The organism is Pseudochelatococcus lubricantis (genome assembly GCF_011762225.1).
Lineage (GTDB): Bacteria > Pseudomonadota > Alphaproteobacteria > Rhizobiales > Beijerinckiaceae > Pseudochelatococcus > Pseudochelatococcus lubricantis.
In genome coordinates this window covers 138,769-162,616 of record NZ_JAASQI010000006.1, presented here as the reverse complement: position 1 = coordinate 162,616, position 23,848 = coordinate 138,769, and the positions used below count along the sequence as shown (strand labels likewise).

At 63.6% G+C, this 23,848-nt stretch carries 18 protein-coding genes; 5 read left to right on the top strand and 13 right to left on the bottom strand.

Annotation, left to right across the window (positions count from 1 at the left end):
• The 4 genes from FHS82_RS13480 to FHS82_RS13465 form a co-directional block, all read right to left on the bottom strand.
• Window positions 1–1,634 (bottom strand): ShET2/EspL2 family type III secretion system effector toxin (locus FHS82_RS13480; protein WP_166953676.1); only part of this gene is annotated, 1,634 nt, incomplete at its 3' end.
• 163 nt (window positions 1,635–1,797) lie between these two features.
• The gene (locus FHS82_RS13475; RefSeq protein ID WP_166953675.1) at window positions 1,798–3,852 is read right to left on the bottom strand and encodes a ShET2/EspL2 family type III secretion system effector toxin; all 2,055 of its coding nucleotides are present in this window, start codon (window positions 3,850–3,852) and stop codon (window positions 1,798–1,800) included.
• 291 nt (window positions 3,853–4,143) lie between these two features.
• Complete coding sequence (locus tag FHS82_RS13470) at window positions 4,144–7,296, bottom strand: efflux RND transporter permease subunit (RefSeq protein ID WP_166953674.1); 3,153 nt, start codon at window positions 7,294–7,296, stop codon at window positions 4,144–4,146.
• A gap of 5 nt (window positions 7,297–7,301) precedes the next feature.
• On the bottom strand, window positions 7,302–8,447 hold the full coding sequence (locus FHS82_RS13465) for an efflux RND transporter periplasmic adaptor subunit (RefSeq protein ID WP_166953673.1): 1,146 nt from the start codon (window positions 8,445–8,447) through the stop codon (window positions 7,302–7,304).
• 407 nt (window positions 8,448–8,854) lie between these two features.
• Between FHS82_RS13465 and FHS82_RS13460 the strand changes: the two genes are divergently transcribed.
• Window positions 8,855–9,529 (top strand): TetR/AcrR family transcriptional regulator, encoded by a 675-nt coding sequence (locus tag FHS82_RS13460; protein WP_166953672.1) that lies wholly within the window; start codon window positions 8,855–8,857, stop codon window positions 9,527–9,529.
• Between the two features lie 24 nt (window positions 9,530–9,553).
• On the opposite strand, the gene FHS82_RS13455 is transcribed toward FHS82_RS13460, so the two are convergent.
• Window positions 9,554–10,810, bottom strand: coding sequence for a YncE family protein (locus FHS82_RS13455; RefSeq protein WP_208394238.1), 1,257 nt, complete (start codon window positions 10,808–10,810; stop codon window positions 9,554–9,556).
• A gap of 154 nt (window positions 10,811–10,964) precedes the next feature.
• Window positions 10,965–13,217, bottom strand: coding sequence for a TonB-dependent siderophore receptor (locus FHS82_RS13450; protein ID WP_166953671.1), 2,253 nt, complete (start codon window positions 13,215–13,217; stop codon window positions 10,965–10,967).
• Window positions 13,218–13,597: 380 nt separating this feature from the next.
• Here FHS82_RS13450 and FHS82_RS13445 point away from each other — a divergent pair, with 380 nt between their 5' ends.
• The 4 genes from FHS82_RS13445 (at window position 13,598) to FHS82_RS13430 (ending at window position 16,717) form a co-directional block, all read left to right on the top strand.
• Window positions 13,598–14,281 carry a PadR family transcriptional regulator gene (locus FHS82_RS13445; protein WP_208394237.1) on the top strand — a complete coding sequence of 228 codons (684 nt, stop codon included), beginning with the start codon at window positions 13,598–13,600 and terminating at the stop codon, window positions 14,279–14,281.
• A gap of 295 nt (window positions 14,282–14,576) precedes the next feature.
• Window positions 14,577–14,921, top strand: a complete 345-nt coding sequence (locus tag FHS82_RS13440; RefSeq protein WP_166953670.1) for a RidA family protein — start codon at window positions 14,577–14,579, stop codon at window positions 14,919–14,921.
• A 104-nt stretch (window positions 14,922–15,025) separates the two neighbouring features.
• Window positions 15,026–15,607 (top strand): RraA family protein, encoded by a 582-nt coding sequence (locus tag FHS82_RS13435; protein ID WP_246225341.1) that lies wholly within the window; start codon window positions 15,026–15,028, stop codon window positions 15,605–15,607.
• A 174-nt stretch (window positions 15,608–15,781) separates the two neighbouring features.
• Window positions 15,782–16,717 (top strand): LysR family transcriptional regulator, encoded by a 936-nt coding sequence (locus tag FHS82_RS13430; protein WP_166953668.1) that lies wholly within the window; start codon window positions 15,782–15,784, stop codon window positions 16,715–16,717.
• 49 nt (window positions 16,718–16,766) lie between these two features.
• On the opposite strand, the gene lhpI is transcribed toward FHS82_RS13430, so the two are convergent.
• From lhpI to FHS82_RS13395, 7 genes are all read right to left on the bottom strand, one after another.
• Window positions 16,767–17,699 (bottom strand): bifunctional Delta(1)-pyrroline-2-carboxylate/Delta(1)-piperideine-2-carboxylate reductase, encoded by a 933-nt coding sequence (lhpI, locus tag FHS82_RS13425; protein WP_166953667.1) that lies wholly within the window; start codon window positions 17,697–17,699, stop codon window positions 16,767–16,769.
• Window positions 17,699–18,943 carry a Zn-dependent hydrolase gene (locus tag FHS82_RS13420; RefSeq protein WP_166953666.1) on the bottom strand — a complete coding sequence of 415 codons (1,245 nt, stop codon included), beginning with the start codon at window positions 18,941–18,943 and terminating at the stop codon, window positions 17,699–17,701. The genes lhpI and FHS82_RS13420 overlap by 1 nt, the downstream gene beginning before the upstream one ends.
• 175 nt (window positions 18,944–19,118) lie before the next feature.
• Window positions 19,119–20,141 (bottom strand): histone deacetylase family protein, encoded by a 1,023-nt coding sequence (locus FHS82_RS13415; protein WP_166953665.1) that lies wholly within the window; start codon window positions 20,139–20,141, stop codon window positions 19,119–19,121.
• A complete protein-coding gene (locus FHS82_RS13410; RefSeq protein ID WP_166953664.1) occupies window positions 20,138–20,416 on the bottom strand; it encodes an FAD-linked oxidase C-terminal domain-containing protein in 279 nt (92 codons plus the stop codon). The genes FHS82_RS13415 and FHS82_RS13410 overlap by 4 nt, the downstream gene beginning before the upstream one ends.
• Window positions 20,413–21,999: an ABC transporter ATP-binding protein gene (locus tag FHS82_RS13405; protein ID WP_166953662.1), complete on the bottom strand. Its 1,587-nt coding sequence runs from the start codon at window positions 21,997–21,999 to the stop codon at window positions 20,413–20,415. Before FHS82_RS13405 ends, FHS82_RS13410 begins: the two co-directional genes overlap by 4 nt.
• A gap of 10 nt (window positions 22,000–22,009) precedes the next feature.
• Window positions 22,010–22,849, bottom strand: coding sequence for an ABC transporter permease (locus FHS82_RS13400; protein WP_166953660.1), 840 nt, complete (start codon window positions 22,847–22,849; stop codon window positions 22,010–22,012).
• 11 nt (window positions 22,850–22,860) lie between these two features.
• On the bottom strand, window positions 22,861–23,835 hold the full coding sequence (locus FHS82_RS13395; RefSeq protein ID WP_166953658.1) for an ABC transporter permease: 975 nt from the start codon (window positions 23,833–23,835) through the stop codon (window positions 22,861–22,863).
• Between the last annotated feature and the right edge of the window lie 13 nt (window positions 23,836–23,848).

Here is a 23,848-nt window from a genome sequence, read left to right as displayed (position 1 = left end):
AAACCGTCTGCACTCCTGGCATCCAGCAGGGCATGCAGAAATTCTGCCCGCTCCCCCGGCGTGAGGGCGAGTCTCTCCAGCAACCCCCCGTAAGCCTCGATCGCGGCAGCGCGATTATTCTGCAACGCGATATGGAGGCCCGGCAAACCGTCTGCACTCCTGGCATCCAGCAGGGCATGCAGAAATTCTGCCCGCTCCCCCGGCGTGAGGGCGAGTCTCTCCAGCAACCCCCCGTAAGCCTCGATCACGGCAGCTCTATTATTGTGCAAGGCCATAAACAGTCCCGGGATGCCGCGTGCATCCCGGGCCTTCAACAACTCAGGAAGAAGAGACGCACGTTCCTCCCCTGTAAGGTCGAGCCCCTCCAGTAACACCGTGAACGCCCCGATCCCGGCAGCGCAATTATTCTGCAACGCCATATGGAGGCCCGGCAAACCGTTTGCACGCTTGGCTTTCAGCAAACCGGGAAGAAAATCAGCGCGCTTTTCCGGCTCACCGGCAAACGTGCTCAGCATCTCCCCATAGGCCTTGATCGAAGCAGCGAGGTTATTCTGCAGCAGCATATAGAGCGCCGGCACACCGCCTGCACTCCTGGCCTCCAGCAGAGTGCGACGCTCCGCCTCATCCGGAATCGCCGCTATTTTCTGCCGGACAGCATCAAAAGCCGCCCGATCGCCCCCGGAACTCAGCAGATGGTGAAGCAGTATTTCGGAAACGCCGCGCTCCGACGCCGTTTCAAGCGTTGCAAACCTGGACTGCACCGGATCAGCGTCCGTGCAATCGAACAGGATCGACTCCTTCTCGCGTGCGCCGAAGTAAAGATCGTAGTCGTCGCTGCCGATAAAATGACGCAGCGTATATTGATCGCTTTCGAAACCGGCCGGATCGGCCAACCGGCAGCGAATTTTGACATCCGTCCTGTTGGGGTCGAAAAAGCGCACGACGTGCTCGTCATGACCGCCCGACTTGCCCGGCTTCCTGTGCAGCTCGAAGGCCATGGCGTGGTTGCCGGAACAGATGAGGAATTGCTTCTTCTCCCCGGACTGCATGTCACGGAAAAATGTCGCCAGGTGATGTCCGAACCTGTCATTGCTGACGATATGTTTCGCAGACGCTTCCTGCGTCATTCTTTCGAATTCCGCTTCCGTATCGCGCGTGACGTTTTCCGCTACAAGTTCCTTGCTGCCAAAGAGCCGATGCGGCAGCAGCTTGGCGGTTGCGCGCGCTTCCGCGATGAGGCGCACAGCCAGATGACGGCATGCGATCAAGTCTGCCATCTTCGATCCGCCATTAAAATAGGCCTGTCCGTTAAAATTACCGGCGGTCGCGACGTAACGCTCCGAATAATAGGGAACGCTCTTGTCATGCGCCGGTTGCCCTCCACCGGCGGGGAAAAGTCTGGCACCGTCAAGAAGGCGCACATGCGCGTGTTCGACCACCCGCACCGTGCGCTGTGGGAGAAGTATCGGATTGTCTGCAGCGGCATTGCGCACCGCTTCCGCATCGGGTGTCCGGGCGCTCTGCCAGAGGCGTTCAAACGATGCATGCTTGCGAAGCTTATCATCACTTTCGTTGCGCAAGCGGTTATCTTCAGCCTTCCCAAAATAACACGATTTCGAAATTGCTTTTCTCATTTTATTCCTCAGTGAAAATTGACATCGTTTTTAAATTCGGAGCTGCATAAAATACGAAGAGACAGACCATTGTTGCCTTCCCGAAGAACTTAACACTGGTTTAGATTGTTTTTCATGCAAACCGGTGCATCGAGTTGAATGAGAGTTTCAGTAAAATATAAAGTTAGAGCGCATTCTGTTCAGCTGATTCAATCTGGTCGGAAAGTAGCTTGGCTTGAATCGTGAGTTGATTCTCCAGCTTGTAATAGGCCTCTTTTGTGTTGCTGTTCGCCAGATCCAGGGCCATGGAGCGCAAGCGCCCTTTTCCCAGCGTCTCCAGCATTGCGCCAGCCTGATCGGGGGAAAGCAGGTTCAGCAGTTTCCCATAGGCCTCGATTGCGGCGGCGCAACTATGGGCCACCGCCATGAAGAGGCCCGGGATCTCGTCTGCATCTCTGGCTTCCAGCACATCGCGAAGAAAAGCCGTCCGCTCCTCCGGCGTAAGGGCGAGCCCCTTCAGCAACGCCCCGTATGCCTCGATCGCGGCCGCCCGATTCTCCTGCAATCCTATGAAAAGGCCCGGCACACGCTGTGCATCTCTGGCCTCCAGCAGGCCGCAAAGAAAAGCCGCCCGCTCCTCCGGCGTAAGGGCGAGCGCCTTCAGCAACGCCCCGTATGCCTCGACACCGGCAGCCTCATTACTTTCTAGTGCCGTGAACAGCCAGGGAGCACCGTCCGCATCCCTGGTCTCCAGCAGACCGGGAAGAAGAGCCGCGCGTTCGTCTCCCGTGAGGTTGAGTTGCTCCAGCAACCTCCCGTAGGCCTCGATACCGGCAACGCGATTACCTTGCAATGCCATGGTGAGGCCCGTGGTACCGTCGTCCGGTCGCCTGGCCTCCAGCAGGCGACCAAGAACCGGAATGCGTGCCTCCGGCCCGAGATCGAGCACCTTCAGCAACATTGTATAGGCCTTGATCGCCGCCGCTCCGTCAGTCTGCAGCGCCAGAAAGAGTCCCGGAACGCCGCCCGGATCCCTGGCCTCCAGCAGGCGGCCAAGAAAGGCATCGCGCCCGTCCGATCCAAGGTCCAGTGCCTTCAGCAGCGTCGCGAAGGCCTCTATTGTCACGGCCCGGTTATCTTGCAGGGCCATATGAAGCCCCGAAACACCGTCTGCATCCCTGGCCTTCAGCAGGCGGCGGCGCTCCATGACGTCAGGAATGGCTTCCATTCTTTGCCGGACAACGTCAAAAGCTGCCTGATCGCCGCTGAAGACCAGCAGATGATAGAGTAGTATTTCGGAAAGGTCGTGCTCTTCCCCCGTCTCAAGCGTCACCACCCTGGATTGAGCCGGCACTGCATCCGTGCAATCGAACAGGATCGACTCCCGCTCACCGACGCCAAAATATTCCCTATAGTATCTGTCACCAAGAAAATGGCGCAACGCATATTGATTGCACTCGAAACCGCCCGGATCATCGAGCTGGCAGCGAATTTTGATATCCGTCCTGTTGGGGTCGAAAAATCGCACGACGTACTCGTCATGACCGTCGGCGTTGCCGGGTTTGCGATGCAGTTCGAACGCCATGGCGTGGTTACAGGAACAGATGAGGAAATGCTTCTTCTCCCCGGACTGCATGCCACGGAAAAACGTCGCCAGATGATGTCCGAACCTGTCATTGCTGACGATATGTTTCGCGGACGCTTCCTGCGTCATTCTCTCGAATTCCGCTTCCGTATCGCGCGTGACGTTTTTCGCTACAAGCTCCTTGTTGCCGAAGAGCCGATGCGGCAACAGCTTGGCGGTCGCGCGCGCTTCCGCGATGAAGCGCACAGCCAGATGACGGCATGCGATGATGTCTGCCTCTGTCGATCCGCCCGCGAAAGGAAGCAGCGTATTGAGATTACCGGGGAATGCGACGTAACGCTCCGAATAATAGGGAAGACGCTTGTCGTGCCTCGGCTTTCCCACGCCGACCGGAAAAACCGTGACGCCGTCACGGATACGCACATGCGCATGCTCCACGACCCGCACCTTGCGCTGTGAAAGAAGCGCCGGACTGAGCAGGGCCGGGCTGCCCGCTGCTTTTACTTCAGGTATCCATCTCTTCGGTGCGAGCGGCCCGAATGGTCCGAACGGCCCGGATGGTTTATCTCTGGAAACGCGATTATTATCCTCGTTACGCGATAGATAACTTTGAATATCTCCCGCGTTTCGGCAATTTACCGGTATATCGCTCATATATTTCATTCCAGTATAGAATAATAATATACATCATTATATCACCGGAAAACGGGCTATCCATTTATCCGCTATTACCACATACATGGCTCCTTTTCGCAAGGCAAGTCCCTTGAGCTTTCCTGAAAACGGGCGGTGGGTGTCTGCCATGCCGCGCGCCTGAAGGCCGCGCTCCCGGTCAGGATATCCTCCCGCATACAGAAAAGAATTCCGGGGCGCGCACCGCAGGCGATGCGCGCCCCGCCGACGTCCGGCAACGATGAGGGGGCGTGCGGCCGGACGTCGTCTCCCTCACCCGTGGTGCGTCGGGGAGGAAGCGGCATGTTTCCCCTTTCCGAACAGGTCCTTGACCTTCTCGCGGACCGTCTGGAAGGTGACATAGAGCATCGGGATCAGGATGATGCCCAAGCTGCTCGCCGCGATCATGCCCATGAACACGGGCGAGCTGACGTTCTGGCGCGCAAGCATCGAGGCGCCGTTGGCCGTGACCAGCGGTACGAGGCCGAGAATGAAGGCGAAGGAGGTCATCATCACCGCGCGGAAACGCAGTTTCGCCCCCAGTTCGGCCGCCTCGCGGATGCCAAGACCGCTCTCCCGGCGCTCCTTGGCGAACTCGACGATGAGGATGCCGTTCTTCGCCGCCAGCGCGATCAGGACCACGAGGCCGATCTGGCCGTATAGATCGAGGGTGAGGCCCCAGCCGACGATCGCACCGAACGCGCCGAGCACGGCCACGACGACCGAGAGCAGCACCGGAACGGGGATGGTCCAGCTCTCGTAGAGGGCGACGAGGAAGAGATAGGCGAAGAGCAGCGCCAGCGCGAGGACGACGACCGTCTGCCCGCCCGCCTGCCGCTCCTGATAGGACGTGCCCGTCCATTCGAGTGCGTAGCCCGCCGGCAGCACCTTTGCCGTCACGGCCTCGAACGCATTCATGGCGTTGCCTGACGACACGCCGGGCGCCGGCGAGCCGTTGATGGTGACGGCACGATAGTTGTTGTAGCGGGTGATGACGGCAGGGCCGACGATGGTCTTCAGTTCCGCGATCGCCTGCAGCGGCACCATGTCGCCACTCGCGCTGCGGACGAAGATGTTCCACAGGGCGGGAATGTCGCGGCGGTTGTCGACCTCGCCCTGCACGTTCACCTGCCAGGTGCGCCCGAACAGGTTGAAGTTGTTGACGTAGGACCCGCCGAGCGTCGTCTGCAGGGCAGAAAAGATGTCGTTGATGCCGACGCCCAGCGCCTGCGCCTTCTCGCGGTCGATGTCGAGATAGAGCGAGGGCGCGTTCGCGGCATAGGTCGTGAAGACGCGGCTCAGCGACGGGTCCTGGTTGGCCGCGCCGACGACGGCGTTCACGATGCTGCCCATCGTCGCCGGATCGGCGCCCTCCAGCGATTCCACCATGGCCTCGAAGCCGCCGCTGGTGGACAGGCCGATGACGGGCGGCAGGTTGAACGGCAGGATCATGGCCGAGCGGATCTGCTGCACGCCGCCGAACACCTGGCCGATGATAACCTGAACCTTGTCGGTCGCCGCCGTGCGGTCCTCGAACGGCTTCAGCTGGACGATCATGAAGGCGTTGTTGCTGGCCGAGAAGCTGTCGAGCAGCGAAAAGCCGATGACGGAGGTGACGTTCTCGACCTGGGGCAACGCCCCCACCAGTTCCTCGACCTGGCGCACCGTCTCGCTGGTGCGGGCGACCGAAGCGCCGTCGGGCAGTTGCACGTTGATGAAGAACGCGCCCTGATCCTCCTCCGGCAAAAAGCCGGACGGGGTAATCTGCGACAGGCTGAAGATGCTGAAACCGCAAACGCCCACGATGACGAGAGACAGCACGGAAAGGCGCAGCGTCTTGCGCACGATCCAGGCATAACCGTCGCGCACCCCGTCGATGCGCCGGCTGATCCAGCCCATGATGCCGCGTTTCTCTCCCGTGTGGCGGAGGAACACGGCGCACAGGGCCGGCGACAGCGTCAGCGCGTTGAGCGCCGAGATGAGCATGGCGACGCTGATCGTCACCGCGAATTGCCGGAACAGCTCGCCGGAGATACCCGGAATGAAGCCGATCGGCACGAAGACGGAGAGCAGGACGAGCGTGATGGCGATGATCGGCGCCGTCACCTGTGTCATGGCCTTCTTGGTGGCATCCGCAGGCGACAGGTCCGGCTCCTCCTCCATCACGCGCTCGACGTTCTCCACCACCACGATGGCGTCGTCGACGACGATGCCGATGGCGAGCACCAGCGCCAGAAGCGAGACGGTATTGGCGGAATAGCCGAGCACCAGCAGCACCGCGAAAGTGCCGATGATGGAGACCGGGACGGCGATGATCGGGATCAGCGTGGCCCGAATGTTGCCGAGGAAGACGAACACGACGACGGCGACGAGGACGAAGGCCTCGATCAGTGTATGGATGACCGCCTCGATCGTGTCATAGACGAAGGTGGTCGAGTCATACATGATCTGCGCCTTCAGCCCCTCCGGCATGCGGGTCTGAAGCTGCTCGATCTTGGCCGTCACGGCGCTGGAAACGTTCAGCGCGTTGGCGCCCGGCGACAGATAGATGCCGATGGCGACGGACGGCTTGCCGTTGAGCCGGTTCAGCGAATCCTCGTTCTGCGCCCCGAGTTCCACACGCGCCACATCCCGAACCTTGAGGACGGAACCGTCCGGATTGGCACGCAGCACGATGTCGCCGAACTCCTCCGGCGTGCTGAGTCTTCCCTGCGTCTGCACGTTGAACTGGAACTGCTGGTCGTCCGGAACCGGGCGCGCGCCGATGCGGCCGACAGGCGCCTGCACGTTCTGGGCGGCGATGGCCGTGATCACGTCCGAGGGCACCATGCCGAGGCTCGACAGACGCTCGATATCGAACCAGATACGCATCGAATAGTTCATGCGGCCGAAAAGCGAAGCCGAACCTACGCCCTGCGTGCGCGCCAGCTCGTCGAGAACGTTGATGGTCGCGTAGTTCGTCATGAACAGCGGATCGTACCGCTCGTCCGGACTGCTCAGCGTGACGAACTGCAGGATGGAGGACGACTTCTTCTGCACCGTGACGCCGAGCGCCTGAACCCCGGCGGGCAATTGCGAGAGCGCCGTCTGCACGCGGTTGTTGACGTTGACCGTGTTGATGTCCGCGTCGGTACCGAGCGCAAAGCTGACAGTCAGCGTATAGGTGCCGTCGTTGCCGCTGGTGCTCTTCATATAGAGCGCCTTGTCGACGCCGATGACCTTCGACTCGATCGGCTGTGCGACGGTAGCCTCCAGCACTTCCGCCGAGGCGCCCGGGTAGTTCGCGGACACGGACACTTGCGGCGGCACGATATCCGGCAGTTGCGACACCGGCAGGCTGGTCAGCGCCAGGGCGCCGGCGATGGTGATGACGATGGCGATGACGATGGCAAGCCGCGGCCGGTCGATGAAGACGTCGGAGATCATCGCGGTCAACCTCCCGTTGCCGGTTGGGCGGGAAGCGGCTCGGGCGTAACCGGCGCCCCGGGCCGCACACGCTGGACACCCTCGACAACAATCGTGTCGCCGACGACGAGCCCGTCGACGACGGTTGCTGTGCCGGCGCTCGACTGCCCGATCCTGACCCGCCGCACCTCGGCAACCTTCTCCGCGTTAACGACATAGACGAAGTTGCCCTGCTGATCGGTCAGCACCGCCGCGCGGGGGATCGCCAGCACCTTCTGCGCCGTGACGGACTCCAGGATGACACGCACGAACTCGTCGTTGAACAACTCACGCCGGCCGTTCTCATCGGCCGGATTGGCGATCGATCCACGCAAGGTGATCGAGTCGGTGGCGGCGGCGACGCTCACATCCACAAAATCGAGCGTCCCGACCAGATGGTAGGCGCGCCCGTCGGGCAGGCGCAGCCGGAGCCTCAGCCCCTTGGATACACCGCCTTCCGCCGCGTGCCTCTGCTGCAGCTCGACGAGCTGGCGCGTGGGCACGGGGAACGTGACATGCATCGGATCCTGGCTGACCACCGTCGCCAGCGTGCCTGTGGTCGGCGACACCACGTTGCCGACGGTCGCGGAGACGCGGCCGATGCGGCCGTCGATCGGCGAGTGGATCTCGGTGTAGTCGAGGTTGATCTGCGACACGCGCAGCGCCGCCCGGGCGGCGCGAAGCTGCGCCGCGGCGGTTCTCTGCGCCGCGAGCGCATTGTCCAGCGCGCTCTGCGATCCCGAACCCGACTTGCGCAGCTGGTCCGCGCGGTCGAAGGCGGTATTGGCGTTATCGAGCTGCGCTTGCGCCTGCGCGACAGCCGCCTCTTTCGCCTCGATATCGGCCTCGTAGGGCGGTCGCTCCAGCCGGAAGAGAAGATCGCCACTCTTCACGTCGGCGCCCTCGACGAACAACTGCTCCTCAAGAAAAGCGGAGACGCGGGCAACGAGATTGACCCGGTCGGTGGCCTCAATGCGGCCGTTGAACTCCGTCGTCTCGGTCAGTTCCGTCTCCTGAACCGTCACGACGCCGACCGCCGGCGGCCCTCCCCCGCCCGGCATCTGGGCCAGCGCTGGCGCGGCGAGCACGATAAGGCAACAGGCGGCCACGAGTCCGCGGAAGGATCTACGCATGAAGGTTCCTCGACTGACATTCTCCGCGATTTATATATACAATCGTTACGTTTGTAAATACGTTTAGACAGAAACCCTGCGGCTCACCCGGCGCATGAGGACGCGGAACAGGCGTCATGATTGCCGGATCAACTCGGCGAGCGGGAGGAAAGCATGAAGCAGATCATTGCCATAAAACGGGCTCGGCGCGGGTCGGAGGCTCCACGGGCCTTCCACGGATCTCCAAGGCCGGTCACGGCAAGCCCGGCAAGGAAAATCACAAGTTCTGCGCGCCGGCAGTCGACAACAGGCGCAGGGGTGCCGAGTTCAACACTATCGTGGCCGGGAGTACCGTCAACTAGTGAGGGTTATTGCAATAATAAGAAACGTACCGTATGCCGGAATAAACAGACGATAAAGGCAAGGTGATGAGACGAACAAAAGAGCAGGCGGCCGAGACGGGACGTCAGATCCTCCAGGCCGCTGAGAGCTTATTCCTAGATAAGGGATTCGATAAGGTCAGCCTTGAGGAAATAGCTGCGGCGGCCGGCGTGACGCGCGGCGCCGTCCACTGGCACTTCAGGAACAAGCAGGGGCTGCTCACCGCCCTTCGGGACAGGGCTCAGGAGCCTTTCCGGAAGCTCGCGCAGACCCTTTCGGAGAGCCCCGATGCCGCCTCCCTCGCGAAACTTGGCGACCTTATCGCGGAGATGTTCGAGCGGCTGCAGACGGACCCTCGCCAGCAGGGGATGATCCGCGGCATCATGCGCCTCGATATCGTCATGGCAGACAACGCAGAAGAAGGCGGTTCGACGTTCCGCGAGGAGATGGTCAAGCACTTCGCCCAGATTTTCCAGCTCGTCGAGCGTGACGTCGGCCTGCCGCCTCCCTGGTCCCCCCAGACAGCTGCCGTGACGCTGAACGCCGCCGTCTCGGGCCTCGTCGGGGAATGGGCGCTGGACAAGGGAAGATGCCATCTGGTGCCCGAGGGGCAGGCATTCATCAAGCTGGTACTGTCCTCCTGGACGCGGGAACAGAAGAAAACCGGCGACGACCGACCGGCGCCGGACGGCGACCCCGTCGCTCGACAACCGCCGCATTGACGGGGTCGCGCCGCTTCGACCCACTCACCTCAGGTCGATCCGCACCACGCTTTCCTGCTTGCCCGCTTTCTTGCCATCGCCGTCGTTCTTGACCGTAACGTAGAGGATGTCGCCGTTCTCGCCCAGCGTGAGGCTGTTGGGATGCGGCGGCAGATCAATCGTCTGCAACAGCGCATAGGTGTTGGCGTCGTAAACGCCCAAGGTGCCCTTGCCTTCATCGACACGCACGCCGCCGCGGTTGGTCACGTAGAGACGCTTCCGCCCGGCATCCAGACGCAGGCTGATCGGGTCCGGGCCGGCGGGCACGTGGGCGAGCGTCTTGCCGGTGTCGGGATCCAGCGCGAAGAGCCTGTCTCCGGCGCTGCGGCGCTTGTATTCCACACCGAGCTGCATGTTGCGTACCTGGTCACGATCGATCCCCTGATCGACACCGAACAGGCGGTTCGTCCCGGGATCGTAGACGAGATTGAGCAACTGGTCGGCCTTGATCTCGTATTTTCCGATCACCTCAAGCTTCTGGGTGTCGACAACGATCAACTGGCCCTGCATGTTGGAGACGAAGACGCGGTTGTTCTTCTCGTCCAGCGCGATGCCGACGGCGTTGAAGCCGAAGCCGGGAATGGTTTTTTCCAGCTTCTGCGCCTTCGTGTCGACCACGAACAGGACGCTGTCGATGCCGAAACCCAGGCCCGGCACGAAGAGGCGTCCGTTGTGGCGGTCGACCGCAAGCTCGCGCAACCTGTAGGGATAGTCCTCGACGATCTTGTATTTTTTCAGTTGCTCGGCCGCGTATGCAAGTTGCTTCGGGGAAGCGCCTCGCTCCCGGTACAGATTCTCCAGATTGGCCTTGTCCACCAGCGGAATGCGGGTTTCCAGCGCGTTTCGGTTGGCATCCACGACCGCGATGGCGCCATTGAACGGCTGCGTCAGGTAGAGGCGGCCGGCTCCGGAATCCAGCGCCACGCCGAAGCCCTTGGACGTCAGCGCAATCTCCGCCTCTGTGGCGAGGGTTTCAGGGTTGAGCCGCAGTACCCGGGATCCGGCCTCTTCCTTCCAGTCGGGGGCGGCGACGAAGACCGCGTTTTGCCCGGCGCCGTATTCCAGTTCCACCACGTCGGACGCGACGGGCTGACGCAGGATCTCTTGTGTCTTCACAGCCGCCCCCGCCACTGTTTCGGAAGCCGCGGCGGAAGAATGCGGCGCCCAGAGGATCGCCCCACCCGGGACCGCGGCACCGGCCATGGCCGCGAGAATGGGGGTGATTTGAAGCCATCGTTTCATGTTTTTCTCCCATGATGCATATCGGGCGTTACATATTGTCGAAGCCCCGCCCGGTGCTCGGCTCCGCCCCGTGAGGAGACGCGCCGCCGGATGCCGGCGCTCCCGGCCTCCGGCCGCTCGCGCGGGTTTTGCTCAAGCACCGCACGGTGTGACTCTACCAGCGGTAGGAGAGCGTGCCGGTGATGGTGCGGCGGGGGCCGTAGACGCAACCGTTGTTCACGGCATAGCAGCCCGACACATATTCCTTGTCGAACAGGTTGTTGGCGTTAACTGCGACGTTGAAGCCCTTCAGTTCCCCGAACCGCGCACCGAGGTCGTAAGACAGCACAGCATCGACAAGCGTATAGGCGGGCACGGTGGCGCGCACGGGCGGGAAACCGGCCACGGTAAACCACCCCGTGCTGTCGCCGGGCGTCACGCCGACATAGCGCACGCCCGCGCCGAGCGACAGCCCGCGCAGCGCGCCTTCCGAGAAGGTGTAATGCCCCCACAGCGAGGCCGTGTGCCTGGGCACGCCCACCGGCGTGCGCCCCAGCGTATTGACGTTGTTGTCCTTGGTGACCTTGGCGTCGATGAAAGTATAGGCGCCGATCACGTCGAGCCCGTCGAGCAGGTTGACACGCGCCTCCACCTCGACGCCCCGCGAGCGGATTTCGCCGGTCTGCACACTGAAGTTGGCATTGACAGGATCGCTCGTCAGCACGTTGGTCTGCGTCAGGTTGAAGGCCGAGACCTGAACGGAGCTGTTGAAACCGGCCGGCTGGTATTTCAGGCCGATTTCGTATTGCTCGCCTTCGGAGGGATCGAAGGTATTGCCATAGTAATCCGTGCCGCTGACGGGCTCGAACGAGGTCGAGAAACTCGCATAGGGGGCAAGGCCGTTATCAAACAGATAGACGACGCCGGCATTGCCGCTGAAGGCATCGTCGGTCTCCTTCGTGCGCCTGAAGACGGAACTGCCGGGGCTCGCCTGCGCGTTCTGGCGCGTCTCCACCCAGTCCTGCCGGACGCCGAGCAGAAACGCCCATTTGCCGAGCCTGATCTGATCCTGCGCGTAGAGGCCTGCAAAGTTCTGCTCGCGGTCGGTATAGGCAATCCCCGGCGCTGTAAACGGCTGGAAGTAAACGGGACGTGTGAAATCGATAGACGGGGCGGTTCCGCCGGAATTGAGCGAGCGGTTGGCCCAGCTGTATTGATAGTCGAGGCCGACCAGCGCCGTGTGGCTCAGCGCACCGGTCTCGAAACGCGCCTCGACCTGGTTATCGACGACAAAGCCGTTCATACGCTCGCGCGAGTATCCCGGCCGGCGGACAATGGTGCGCAGGTCACCCGCGATGCCTGCCGCGGCCAATGTCTTGAACTTGGACTCGATATGCTGGAAGCGCGCGTTCTGGCGCACGGTCCACGTATCGTTGAAGCGGTGCGAGAATGCATAGCCGATCTGGGCGGTGTCGCGGCTGAACCCCTCGAAAACCGGATCGCCAGGAAAAAACGAGGTCGGAATTCTGCCGTTCGGGTTGGGCAGCCGCGTGCCGGAAGCCGGCAGGCCGCCGTAGAACCCCGTTTCCGGATCGCGCTGATAGCTCGACAGGATGGTGAACGAGGTCGCCGCCGTCGGCTGCCAGGTCAGCGAGGGTGCGATGTAGATGCGCTCTTCCCGCGTGTGGTCGACCTGCGTATCCGCCGCCCGGCCGAGCCCGACGATGCGATAAAGCAGCTTCTTGTCGGGATCGACCGGCCCGCCGATGTCGAAGGCGCCCTGCAATTTGTTCCACGTGCCGCCCTGCAACTGGATTTCGCCGTGCGGTGTTGACTGCGGCCGCTTGCTGACCTGATTGACGATGCCGCCGGGGCTGACCTGCCCGAAGAGCACAGAGGCCGGCCCGCGCAGGATTTCGATGCGCTCCAGCCCGTAGACCTCGACGGAGGGAATGGCGTAGGAGATGCCGCGCTGCAGCTTCAGCCCGTCGAGATAGTTGATGTAGGCGGCCTGCGTGCCGCCGCCGCCGAAACCGCGCAGGAACACGCTGTCGTAGCGGCCGTTGGTGGGGCGCGTTTCGGAGACGACGCCGGCGGAATAGCGCAGGGCCTGCGAGACGCTCTGCGCACCCTGATCGACGATCTGCTGGCGGGGGATGACGCTGAGGGAGCGCGGCGTCTCGATGAGAGGCGTATCGGTCTTGGTGGCGGTGGCCGAGCGGCGAGCGATATACCCGTTCACAGGCCCGGCGGCGGTTTCCTTCGCCTCCTCCACGACGATGGTCTCGAGAACCGCCGTCTCGCCGTTGGACTGCGCTCCGCTCGCCCGCTGCGCAGCGGCATGAGAGGCTATCGCCAGCAAACTCGCAGTGATCAGCAGTCGCCCGCCTGCCCGCAAGATCGGCGTCGATCCCGATAAATTGCGCATCTGCACCTTCTCCAATGTGATTCCGCGCGAAATCTATCATCGTAAACAGGTATCAAATAGTGCACAAACAACACATAATTTAACAAAGTATTCAATGCATATTTTAATTATTATAAGAATAATATATAATTTTTACAATCGATTACATAAGAAAACAATACGCGGTAGACGCCATCGACTACTTGCCGCCGGCACGCAGGCCGCGTGACGATGTCGGGAGGAATACGGACGGCACGGATCGGGATGGAACCTCCACCCTCGCAACATCCGCTGCCGCCAACTCCGCTCGCCTCCTTCACAAGATATAACGTAAGATATATCTTGAAACCGATACCCCAGTTTGCTACTTACGATATATCGTAAGAACACTGGAGGCCACTATGGGTCATTTTCATCATTCCGAACAACACCAACGCCCTTGCGGCGGCGGCTTCTTCGCATTCATGGGCCCGCACGGCGGCAGGGGCGGCTTCGGCCCGTTCGGCCGCGGCCCGCGCGGCGGGCGCGGTGACGATCCGTTCCGCGTCGGCCGCATGGTCGGCGACGGCGATCTCCGCCTGATCGTGCTGTCCCTGCTTGAGCAGCAGCCGCGCCACGGCTACGACATCATCCGGGCGATCGAGGAGCTGACGAGCGGCGCCTACACGCCGAGCCCGGGCGTCGTCTACCCCACCCTGACCTTTCTCGACGAGGCGGGCCAGGCGGCAGCGACGACGGAGGGCAACAAGAAGGTCTATGCGATCACCGACGCCGGCCGAGCCCATCTCGAAGAGAACCGCGAGGCGGTCACCGCCCTCGTCGCTCATCTGAAACGGATCGGCGCGCGGATCGCCGAAGCCCGCGCCTGGTTCGGCGGCGAGCGGCCGGAAGGCCCCGGCATGCGCGGCGATCGCGACATTCCGGACGCCGTGCCCGAGCTGAATGCGGCACGCCGCGCGCTCAAGGCGGCGATCGCGGCAAGGATCGGCGCATCGGATGCAGAACAGAAGCGCATCGCCGATATCCTCAAGCGCGCTGCTGAGGAAATCGCCGGGCAAACGCCAGAGAACGACGTCGATCTCTGAAACCGCCCGGGAGCTTATACCAACGGCCCCGGCCTTCGACATCACACGTGCGGGATTTCCTTCTGGTTCCCGCACGTCCCGAAAAGGAAGCGGCGATGCGCGATAGCTCCAGCCCGCTACGGCGTAGCGCAAGATTTCCGCAGTCATGCATCGGGCATGGCCATCTCCGGAGACTGGCAGGTCCATAGCCCTGGCCTATCCTTCAAATCACACTATCCGTTTTCTTAATGCTGGCTGGAGCCGGAGGTTGGACCTAAACTGCCTTCTGCCAGAATCAACAACGATGAGCAGGACGATGACGATAAAGAGGCTGCACCCGGGCCCGCGCATGAGCGAGGCGGTGATTCACGGAGACACGGTCTGGCTGGCCGGCCAGGTCGGCGAGCCGGGCGACACGGTTGCCGAGCAGACCCGGCAGGCGCTCGCAAGCGTCGAGGCCCTGCTTGTCGAAGCCGGCAGCGATAAATCCCGCATTCTTCAGGTCATCGTCTGGCTGGCGGACATCGCCGATTTCGAGAGCATGAACGCCGTCTATGACGCCTGGATCGATCCGCAGAACCCGCCCGCCCGCGCATGCGGCGAGGCGCGGCTCGCGGCGCCCGGATACCGCGTCGAGTTCATTGTCACGGCTGCCCGCTGAAGCAGGGCCGTTATCCGGCTAACAGCAGCGAGACGTCCGCCATGATTCCGGACTTGTCGAATGTAGAGACTGCCACTCTCGGGCATTTTTTGCAGCACGGCTTCATGGCGCCGTCGATTCAGGCGCTGTTTCCAAGCCGGCGCATTTTCGGCCCCGCGCTGACCGTGCGCGTTCCCGGCGAGGACGATTCCGCGCTGATAGAGGCGCTGTCCATTGCCGCGCCCGGCGAGGTGATCGTCGTGGACCGCTGCGGCGACCTGCGTCATGCCTGCTTCGGCGCGGTGATGGCACAGGCGGCCCATGAACGCCGCGTTGCCGGCGTGGTCGTGGACGGCTTCGTCACCGACAGGGCCGCGCTGCTGGCGCTTGGCCTGCCGGTCTGGTGCCGCGGACGCTCCCCGATCACGACACGCAACCGGCGCCTGTCGGGCGAGGTCGGCGGCCTCATCACCTGCGGCGGCGTCAGGGTCGGCAAAGGCGACATCATCCTGGCCGACGAAAGCGGCGTCGTCGTGCTCGATCCCGCGCAAGCCGGACAACTGGCTGACACCGCGCTGCAGATGCAACGCGACGAGACCGATATTCTTCGCCGTCTCAAGGCGGGCGAGACGTTGAAACAGATCACCGCGCAGGCGCAGCCCCCGGACGGGCCGTGGCCGCAACGGCGGCGACGGAGTTTCCCGTGAACGGAGCCCGTTTCGCGGGCACCTCGCCCCCTGCTCCCGCAGTGCCGGCTGACAGGGGCTGCGGGCGTTGCCTATGGCGGGCTTTCCCGCACGTTTTGGGCTGCGAATAGGTATTGCTTATCGACGAAACGGATGCATCCTCTCCCCACTGCGGATATTTCGACAGGGGCCGATATGTCGTCACGGCCGGCGACGGCGGAGCTGAACTGGAATTTGTTGCGCATCTTCTGCGTGATCGCGGAGGAGAGCGGCATAACGCGCGCGGCCAAGCGGCTGCAGATGAGCCAGCCTTCAGTCAGCCTGGCGCTGCAGAAGCTTGAGGAGCAACTGGGTTGCCAGCTCGTGTTTCGCGGCAGCCGGCATTTCGCGCTGACCCTGCGCGGCGAGAGAATCTATCAGGAATGCGCCGAGATTCTGCGCGGCGTGGATCGCATCTCGCTATTGGCGGAGGACCGCAACGACGAGGAATTCGGCGAGTTGCGGCTGAGCATCATCAGCGGCCTGCACTCGCCGCTGTTCGACGAGGCACTGCGGCTCTATCATCATCGCTACCCCTCGATCGTCTGGCGCATCGACGTGCGGAACTCGCTGGAAACTGTGCGCCAGATCACCCAGGACAAGGCCGGAATCGGCATCTGCCTGCTGACCAAGCCGATGATCAACCTCGAATGCCGCCACCTGTTCCGCGAGGAATTCGGCGTCTTCTGCGGCGCCGAGCATCGGCTTTTCGGGCGCGAGCAGGTCGATACGCGAGAACTGGCGCAGGAGCCCTTCGTGACCTTCAGTTGCGCGAGCGAGGGGATGGGGCTTGAGCCGATGATCATGCTGCGGGACGGGCTGGGGCTGGGACGGCGCATCAGCGGCTCCAGCCACAACCTTCAGGAAATCAGGCGAATGATCATTGCCGGGCTCGGAATCGGCATCCTGCCCGTGGTTGCGGTCGCGGACGAGGTCGAGGCAGGCCACCTGTGGCCTCTGCGGCTTGCCGACCATTCGTTGGGTGCCGACGTGTTTCTGGTCTACAGCGGCCCGGACCAGCTGACAGTGCCGGAGCGGAACTTCGTCGTGCTGCTCGACGAGCTACTGAAGCTTTACCCCGACATGACGTAGCCGGCCGGACGCCGGAACGGAGAACGCGCCGGGACGGAAAGCGGACGTTCTACAGCCCAGCCACCTGCATGCCGGCCAGCAGATCCTCCTGTGAGAGGCCGACGGATTTGAAGAGCGTGCGTTCCGCGACGCTTTCGCGCCCGGTAACGCGGCCCTGCACAAGCTCGGTCAGGTCGCCCGCGATCCGCGATTCGTGAAACACCCCCGCGGCGATGGGTTGGGACAGGTCCCCCGACAGGACAGCGCCCGCGCGCCCGTCGACATAGACCCGCGCCTGAACGAGCGCGAGGTCGTCAGCCTCCCTCATGTCCGCCTTGAAGCCGCCGACCAGATCGAGATGGCTGCCTTCGGCCAGCCATTCGCCGCGGATGAAGGCCCGGGTAGAGGCCGTTACCGAGCTGACGACATCAGCCGCGCGGCAGCCGGCCTCGATATCGGCGCACAACCTTGCCGGCAATCCCTGCTCCGCGAGCGAATCGGCGACGGCGGCGGCTTTTTCCGGGCTGCGGCCCCAGATCATGATGCGGCTGTAGTCGCGCACGGTCGCGTGGGCTTGCGCCACCGCCGCGGCGAGCTGGCCGGTGCCGATCACCAGAAGCGTGCGCGCATCTTTCCGCGCCAGATAGTCCGCCGCCAGCGCCGAGGCAGCCGCCGTCCGCCGCGCCGTCAGCGCATCGCCGTCCATGGCGGAAACGAAGCGGCCGTCCGCTCCGTCGAACATCAGATAGCCTGCGTTGATGGTCGCCTTGCCCGCCGCCGCGTTGCCGGGGAAGAAAGTGACAACCTTGACCCCGATCGCACGACCGGCTTGCCATGCGGGCATGATCAGCAGCGAGACCTGCTGACCGTCGGGTTGCCCGATGGTGAGGACCTGACGTGCGGGCGCCTCGACGGAGGCGCCGGCGAAACCGTCGCGCAGGGTCTCGATCAGGCCCCGCCAGTCCAGACGCTCCTCGACAGCGTGATGATCGTACAACCGCATCAACGATCCGCCCTGTTCACGACGGCGTGCAACAGCATGTTCAGGCCGGCGCGGAAAGACTCCGGGTCGCAGTCTTCCTTGTTGTTATGGGTAATGCCGTTCTTGCAGGGCGTAAAGATCATCGCGGAGGGGCAGTGCATCGCCAGATGATAGGCGTCGTGCCCGGCCTGGGACTGGATGTCGCGCCAATTGCAGTTCTGGCGCACGGCCTCGCTGCGAATCAGGCCGATCAGTTCGGGATCGAAGATATCGCCGCCCCAGAACCATTCGTCCTCCACCTGGAGCGCGCAGCCGGCCTTCGCCGCGGCCTCGCTCGCCGCCCGGCGCATCTTCTCCGCCATGACGCGGGCGGTTGCCGGATCGGGATGGCGCACGTCAGCCACACATTCCGCGGTTTCGGACAGCGTTCCCGGCTTGTTGGGCCAGGCGGCAAGGCGCGATCCGGTGGCCTTGCCGTCAAGGATGGCGAATTCCCAGCCGATGTCGTCCACAGCCGTCAGAAACCGCGCCCCGGCAATCAGCGCGTTATGGCGCAAATCCATCGGCGTCGGCCCGGTGTGCGCCGTTTCGCCCGTGAAACGCACGCGCATGCCATAGCTGGGATAGCCGCCCGTCACCACGCCGACCTCGCGCCCCTCGGCATCGAGGATGGGCCCCTGTTCGATGTGCAGCTCGAAATAGGCGTCGATCTCGCCCGCCTTGCAGGGAATGTCGCCCTTGTAGCCGATCCGCTCCAGTTCGTCCCCGAAGCGCGCGCCGTCGTCGGCGATCAGGTCGTGGCACCACGCCGTTTCATAGCGGCCGACGAAACAGCCCGAGGCCACCATCGGCGGCGAAAACCGCGCTCCTTCCTCGTTCGTCCAGTCCACGATCGCGATGGGCCGGCGGGTCGTATGCCCGGCGTCGTTGAGCGTGCGGACCACCTCCAGCCCGGCCAGAACACCGGCAATTCCGTCAAAGCGGCCCCCGTTGATCTGGGTATCGAGATGGCTGCCGATCATGACCGGCGGCAAGGTGTCGTCCTGCCCGGCGCGGCGTCCGAAAATATTGCCCATCGTGTCGATCTCGACGCCGAGGCCCGCCTCGCGGCACCAGGCGACGAACTGGTTGCGCACGTCGCGGTCGGCATCTCCCAGCGTCAGCCGCGACAAACCGCCCGGCCGGCCGACGCCGATCTGCGCCGAGCGCTCGATCGTGCTCCAAAACCGCATCAGGTCGACACGGGTCTCTGCCGAAATTGTCATGAACGCCTCTTGATATCGGGGCCGGAATGGATCGGATTGAACCGACAACGACCCTTGAAGATAAACAGGTTCCTGCTATGCATTTGATAATAAATAATTATTACCATATACACGGCAGGCGCCTCATATCGGCGGCCCGCCGGGGCCGCAGCGGTTCCCGCGACGGCGCGCGGGATCAGGCGCCTTGCAGGCCGCCCAGATAGCTCGCCAGATTGTCCCCGAGCGCGGGCTGCATGTAGCCGCCCTCCTGCACGTTCAGGACCGGGAGGCCGAGGCCCGCGATCCGCCGCGCGATGCGCGAGAAACCCGCGGCGGTGACCTTCAGCCCCTGGAACGGATCGTCCTCATGCGCGTCCAGGCCGAGCGCCACGACCACGGCCGACGCACCGAAAGCCGCGATCTGGCCGAGCGCCCGGTCCAGCGCCGCCAGATACGCCTCGTCCCCCGCCCCGCGCGCCAGCGGCAGGTTGAGGTTGTAACCGACGCCGCGCCCCGCGCCGCATTCCTGCGCGCCGCCCGAATAGAAGGGATAGAACTCGGCGGGATCGGCGTGCAGCGAGATCGTCAGCACATCGTCACGATCGTAGAAGATGCCCTGCGTGCCGTTGCCGTGGTGCACGTCGATGTCAAGAATGGCCGGCCGGTGGCCTTTCGAACGCAGGTATTCCGCCGCTATTCCCGAGTTGTTGAGAAAGCAGAACCCGCCGGAGACCTCGCGATAGGCGTGGTGGCCCGAGGGGCGTGACAGGGCGTAGGCTGCCCGCTCCCCGGCGAGGACCAGATCGGCGCCGGTGAGCGCGGTCTGGGCCGACCAGTAGATCGCGTCCCAGCTCGCGGCCGATATGGGGCACGAGGTGTCCGCATTGTGATAGCCGATCTGCGCCTCTGTCTCGTAGGAGTAATGCACATTCCGATCGGGCGCGATGCGGCCGGGCACGACTTCGGCCAGTCCCGCGGCCAGGGCCGAGCGGCGCGCGTGAATGTTCCGCAGATAGTCCAGATAACGCGGCGTATGCAGGGCCGCCAGCGGTGCCATGCCGTGATCGGCAGCTTCCGTCAGCACGAGGCCGGCTTTCCCGACCCCCTTCAACAGTTCGCCCACACGCTCGGGACGATCCGGGTTCACGATAACCTTGCCGTCCTGCAGTCTGAACTGAGGATCGTGCTGCCGCTGGCGTTCATCAAAAACGGCCTTCATTCCCCTGCCTCCGTCGGGATTGCGGACAACGTCTTGCCCGGATTGAGGATGCCTTTCGGGTCCGACGCGGCCTTGATGGCGCGCATCACATCGAGCGCCGCCGGATCCTTGTGGCGCGCCACGGGCGCCAGCCTGGACAGGCCCACGCCGTGCTCTGCCAAAAAGGTTCCGTTCATTTGCTGCGCCGGCGCAGCGATTCCGGCGTGCGGGCGCGGCGCGATATCCGTGTCCAGAACGGGATACGGCTCCGCGAGCCGTTCGGTGAGATCGATCATGCAAGCCCCTCCAGCTCCAGCCCGGGTGCGGCCTCCAGCAGGTTGCGGGTATATTCCGCGCGTGGAGAGAGAAAGACCTGCTCGACCCGTCCGATCTCGACGATCCTGCCCTTTTGCATCACGACGATACGGTCGCAAATCTTGCCCGCGACGCGCAGATCGTGGGTGATGAAGATCATGGTCAGCCCCAGCCTCTGCTTGAGATCCTCAAGCAGATCAAGAACCTGGGCCTGCACCGACACGTCCAGCGCCGACACGGCCTCGTCGGCAACGACGACCTCGGGTTCGAGCGCCAGCGCACGGGCAATGCCGATGCGCTGCCTCTGCCCGCCGGAGAACTCGTGGGGGAAGCGGTCCATCGCGCTTTCCCTGAGCCCCACCAGCTTCAGCAGTTCGCGCGCGCGGGCCTGGGCGGCCTCACGCTTCACACCGTGGGCCATCTGGCCTTCCGTCAGGATGCGGCCGATGCGCGCGCGGGGGTTCAGCGAGGCGTAGGGATCCTGAAAGATCATCTGGATGCGTTTGCGGTGCGCCTTCAGCGCCGCGCCGCGCAGGTGCGAGATGTCCTTCCCGTCCATTTCGATGGTGCCGCTGTCGGGCTGCATCAACTGCACGATGGCGCGACCGAGCGTCGATTTACCCGAGCCGGATTCGCCAACGATGCCCAGAGTCTCGCCGCGCATCACGTCGATGGACACGTCGTCGCTGGCCTTGACCACGCGCTCCCCGATATGAAACGCCTTGACAAGATTGCGCACGCGCAGCAGCGGCACCTCCCGCGTGCCAGAGGGGTGAAACTCGACCTTCGGAATCGCGTCGATCAGGCGCCGCGTATACGGATGATCGGGGTTGACCAGCACCTTAGAAGCCGGCCCCTGCTCCACCAGCTCGCCCAGTTCGATCACCGCCACATCGTCGGCGATTTCGGCGACCACGCCGAAGTCGTGCGTCACGAACATCACGGCCATCCCGTGCCGTACCTGCAGTTCCTTGATCAGCTTCAGGATCTGCGCCTGCGTCGTCACGTCCAGCGCCGTGGTGGGTTCGTCCGCGATCAGAACCTTCGGCTCCAGCGCCAGGGCCATCGCGATCACCACGCGCTGACGCTGCCCGCCGGAGAGCTGGAAAGGATAGGCGTGCTGCGCGCGCTCAGGATCGGGAATGCCGACCTCCCGCAGCAGTTGAAGAGCACGCTCCCCGCGCGCGGAAGGCGTGAGCTGGCCATGCGCCTCGAACACCTCGGCGATCTGGGCGCCGATCCGCATCAGCGGATTGAGCGCCGTCATCGGCTCCTGAAAGATCATGGCGATGCCGGCGCCGCGAAGCGCCTGAAACTGCGCCTCGGTCAGGCCGGTGATGTCGCGGCCCTGAAACAGGATGCGGCCTGCGCCCACGGTCACGCCACGGGGCAGAAGCCCCATGACGGCATTGGCCGACATGGACTTGCCCGAGCCGGATTCGCCGACGATGCACAACGTGCGGCCGGGATAGAGCGCGAGCGATACATCGCGGATGGCGTGGGGCCGGTCCGCGCCTTCGGGCAGGTCGATCGTCAGACGTTCGATGCTGAGAGTCGGTTCCATCCTGATCTCCTCACGACCGGCGGCGCGACAGGCGCGGATTCAGGGCGTCGTTCAGGCTCTCGCCAATGAGGTTCAGCGCCAGCACGGTGATGACGATGGCCACACCCGGGAAGACGGAAAGCCACCAGGCATTGCGGATCACGGTGCGCGCGGCGCCGATCATGTATCCCCAGGACATCATGTTCGGATCGCCCAGGCCCAGGAACGACAGCGAGCTTTCCAGCAGGATCGCGCTCGCCACCATCAGCGAGGCCATCACGATGATGGGCGAGACCGCATTCGGCAGCACCTGCCCCAGGATGATCGAGCGGGCGGACAGCCCCTGAAGGATAGCGGCCTCGACGTATTCGCGCCGGCGCAGCGACATCACCTCGCCCCGCACCAGACGCGCCACCGGCGGCCAGGATACGACGGCGATGGCCAGCGTGATCGACACGACCGAAGGCTGGAAGATTGCCACGATCACGATGGCCAGCGCAAAGCTCGGCACGGTCTGGAAGAACTCCGTGATGCGCATCAGCACATCGTCGACCCAGCCACCGAAATAGCCGGCCAGCGCGCCGACGGGGATGCCGATCAACAGCGCCGCGAAAGTGGAGACCAGGCCGACCAGCAGCGAAACCCGCGCGCCGTGCGCCAGCCCGGCAGCGACATTCCGCCCCACGGTATCGGTGCCGAGCAGGAGTGCGCTGTTCTCGAAGGGCGGCAGGAAGGGCCGCTGCACCATCTTCCACGGGCTCCCCGGGAACAGCAATGGCGCGGCGATGGCGAGCGCCACCACCAGAACGAGCAGCAAGGCACCCACGACCCCGCCACGGTTGCTCGAATACCGGCGCCAGAAATCTTTCATAGCAGCCTCCATTACTGAGCGCGGATACGGGGATCGACGATCCCGTAGATGACGTCGGTGATCACGTTGAACAGGATCACCATCGCGGCCGAGACGAAGAACACGCCCAGAAGCACGTTGTAGTCACGTTGCGTCAGGGCCTCGAACATCAGCCGCCCGATGCCGGGCCAGGCGAAGACTGTCTCCGTCAGCACCGCGCCGCCGACAAGCTGCCCCGCCTGAAGGCCGGCGAGGGTCACGATCGGCAGCAGCGCGTTGCGCAGGATGTGGCGGCGCTGGATGACCGACGGCGACAACCCCTTGGCGCGCGCCGTCTTGACGAAATCCATCTGTGAGACTTCCAGCATCGAGGCGCGCGTCATCCGCGAATAGACCGCCGTGAAGAACAGCCCGAGCGAGATCGCCGGCAACGCCAGATGCCGCGCTATATCCAGCACCTTCGCCATGCCCGTGTAGTCCGCGCCCACCGTCTGGAAGCCGAACGGCGGCAGCCAGCCGAGCGCCACCGAAAACAGCAGCACGCCCATCAGAGCGGCCCAGAAGAGTGGCGTCGCGTAGAAAAGCAGCGCCAGCGTCGAGATGAGCGTGTCGAACCACGTGCCGGCACGGGAGGCGGCGACCACGCCCGCCAGAACGCCGACGATGATCGATATGACGAATGCGGTGCCCGTCAGCAGCAGCGTCGCCGGCAGCCGGTCGAGGATCAGGTCGAGCACCGGCATCTGCTGGCGATAGGAAAAGCCCAGATCGAGCCGCGCGACATCGGCCACATAAGTCCATAGCTGTATATAAAGCGGCTGATCCAGGCCGAACTTCTCGCGCAGTTGCTGCAGAAAAAGCGCATCCGTGGCGCCCGCCTCACCCGCCATGACAGTGGCCGGATCGCCGGGCGCGGCATGGATCAGCAGAAAATTCAGGACAAGAATGGCCAGCAGCACGATGGCAGCCTTGGCCGCTCGCCCGGCGATGCGGGTGATGATCTTCATCTTGGAAAACCTC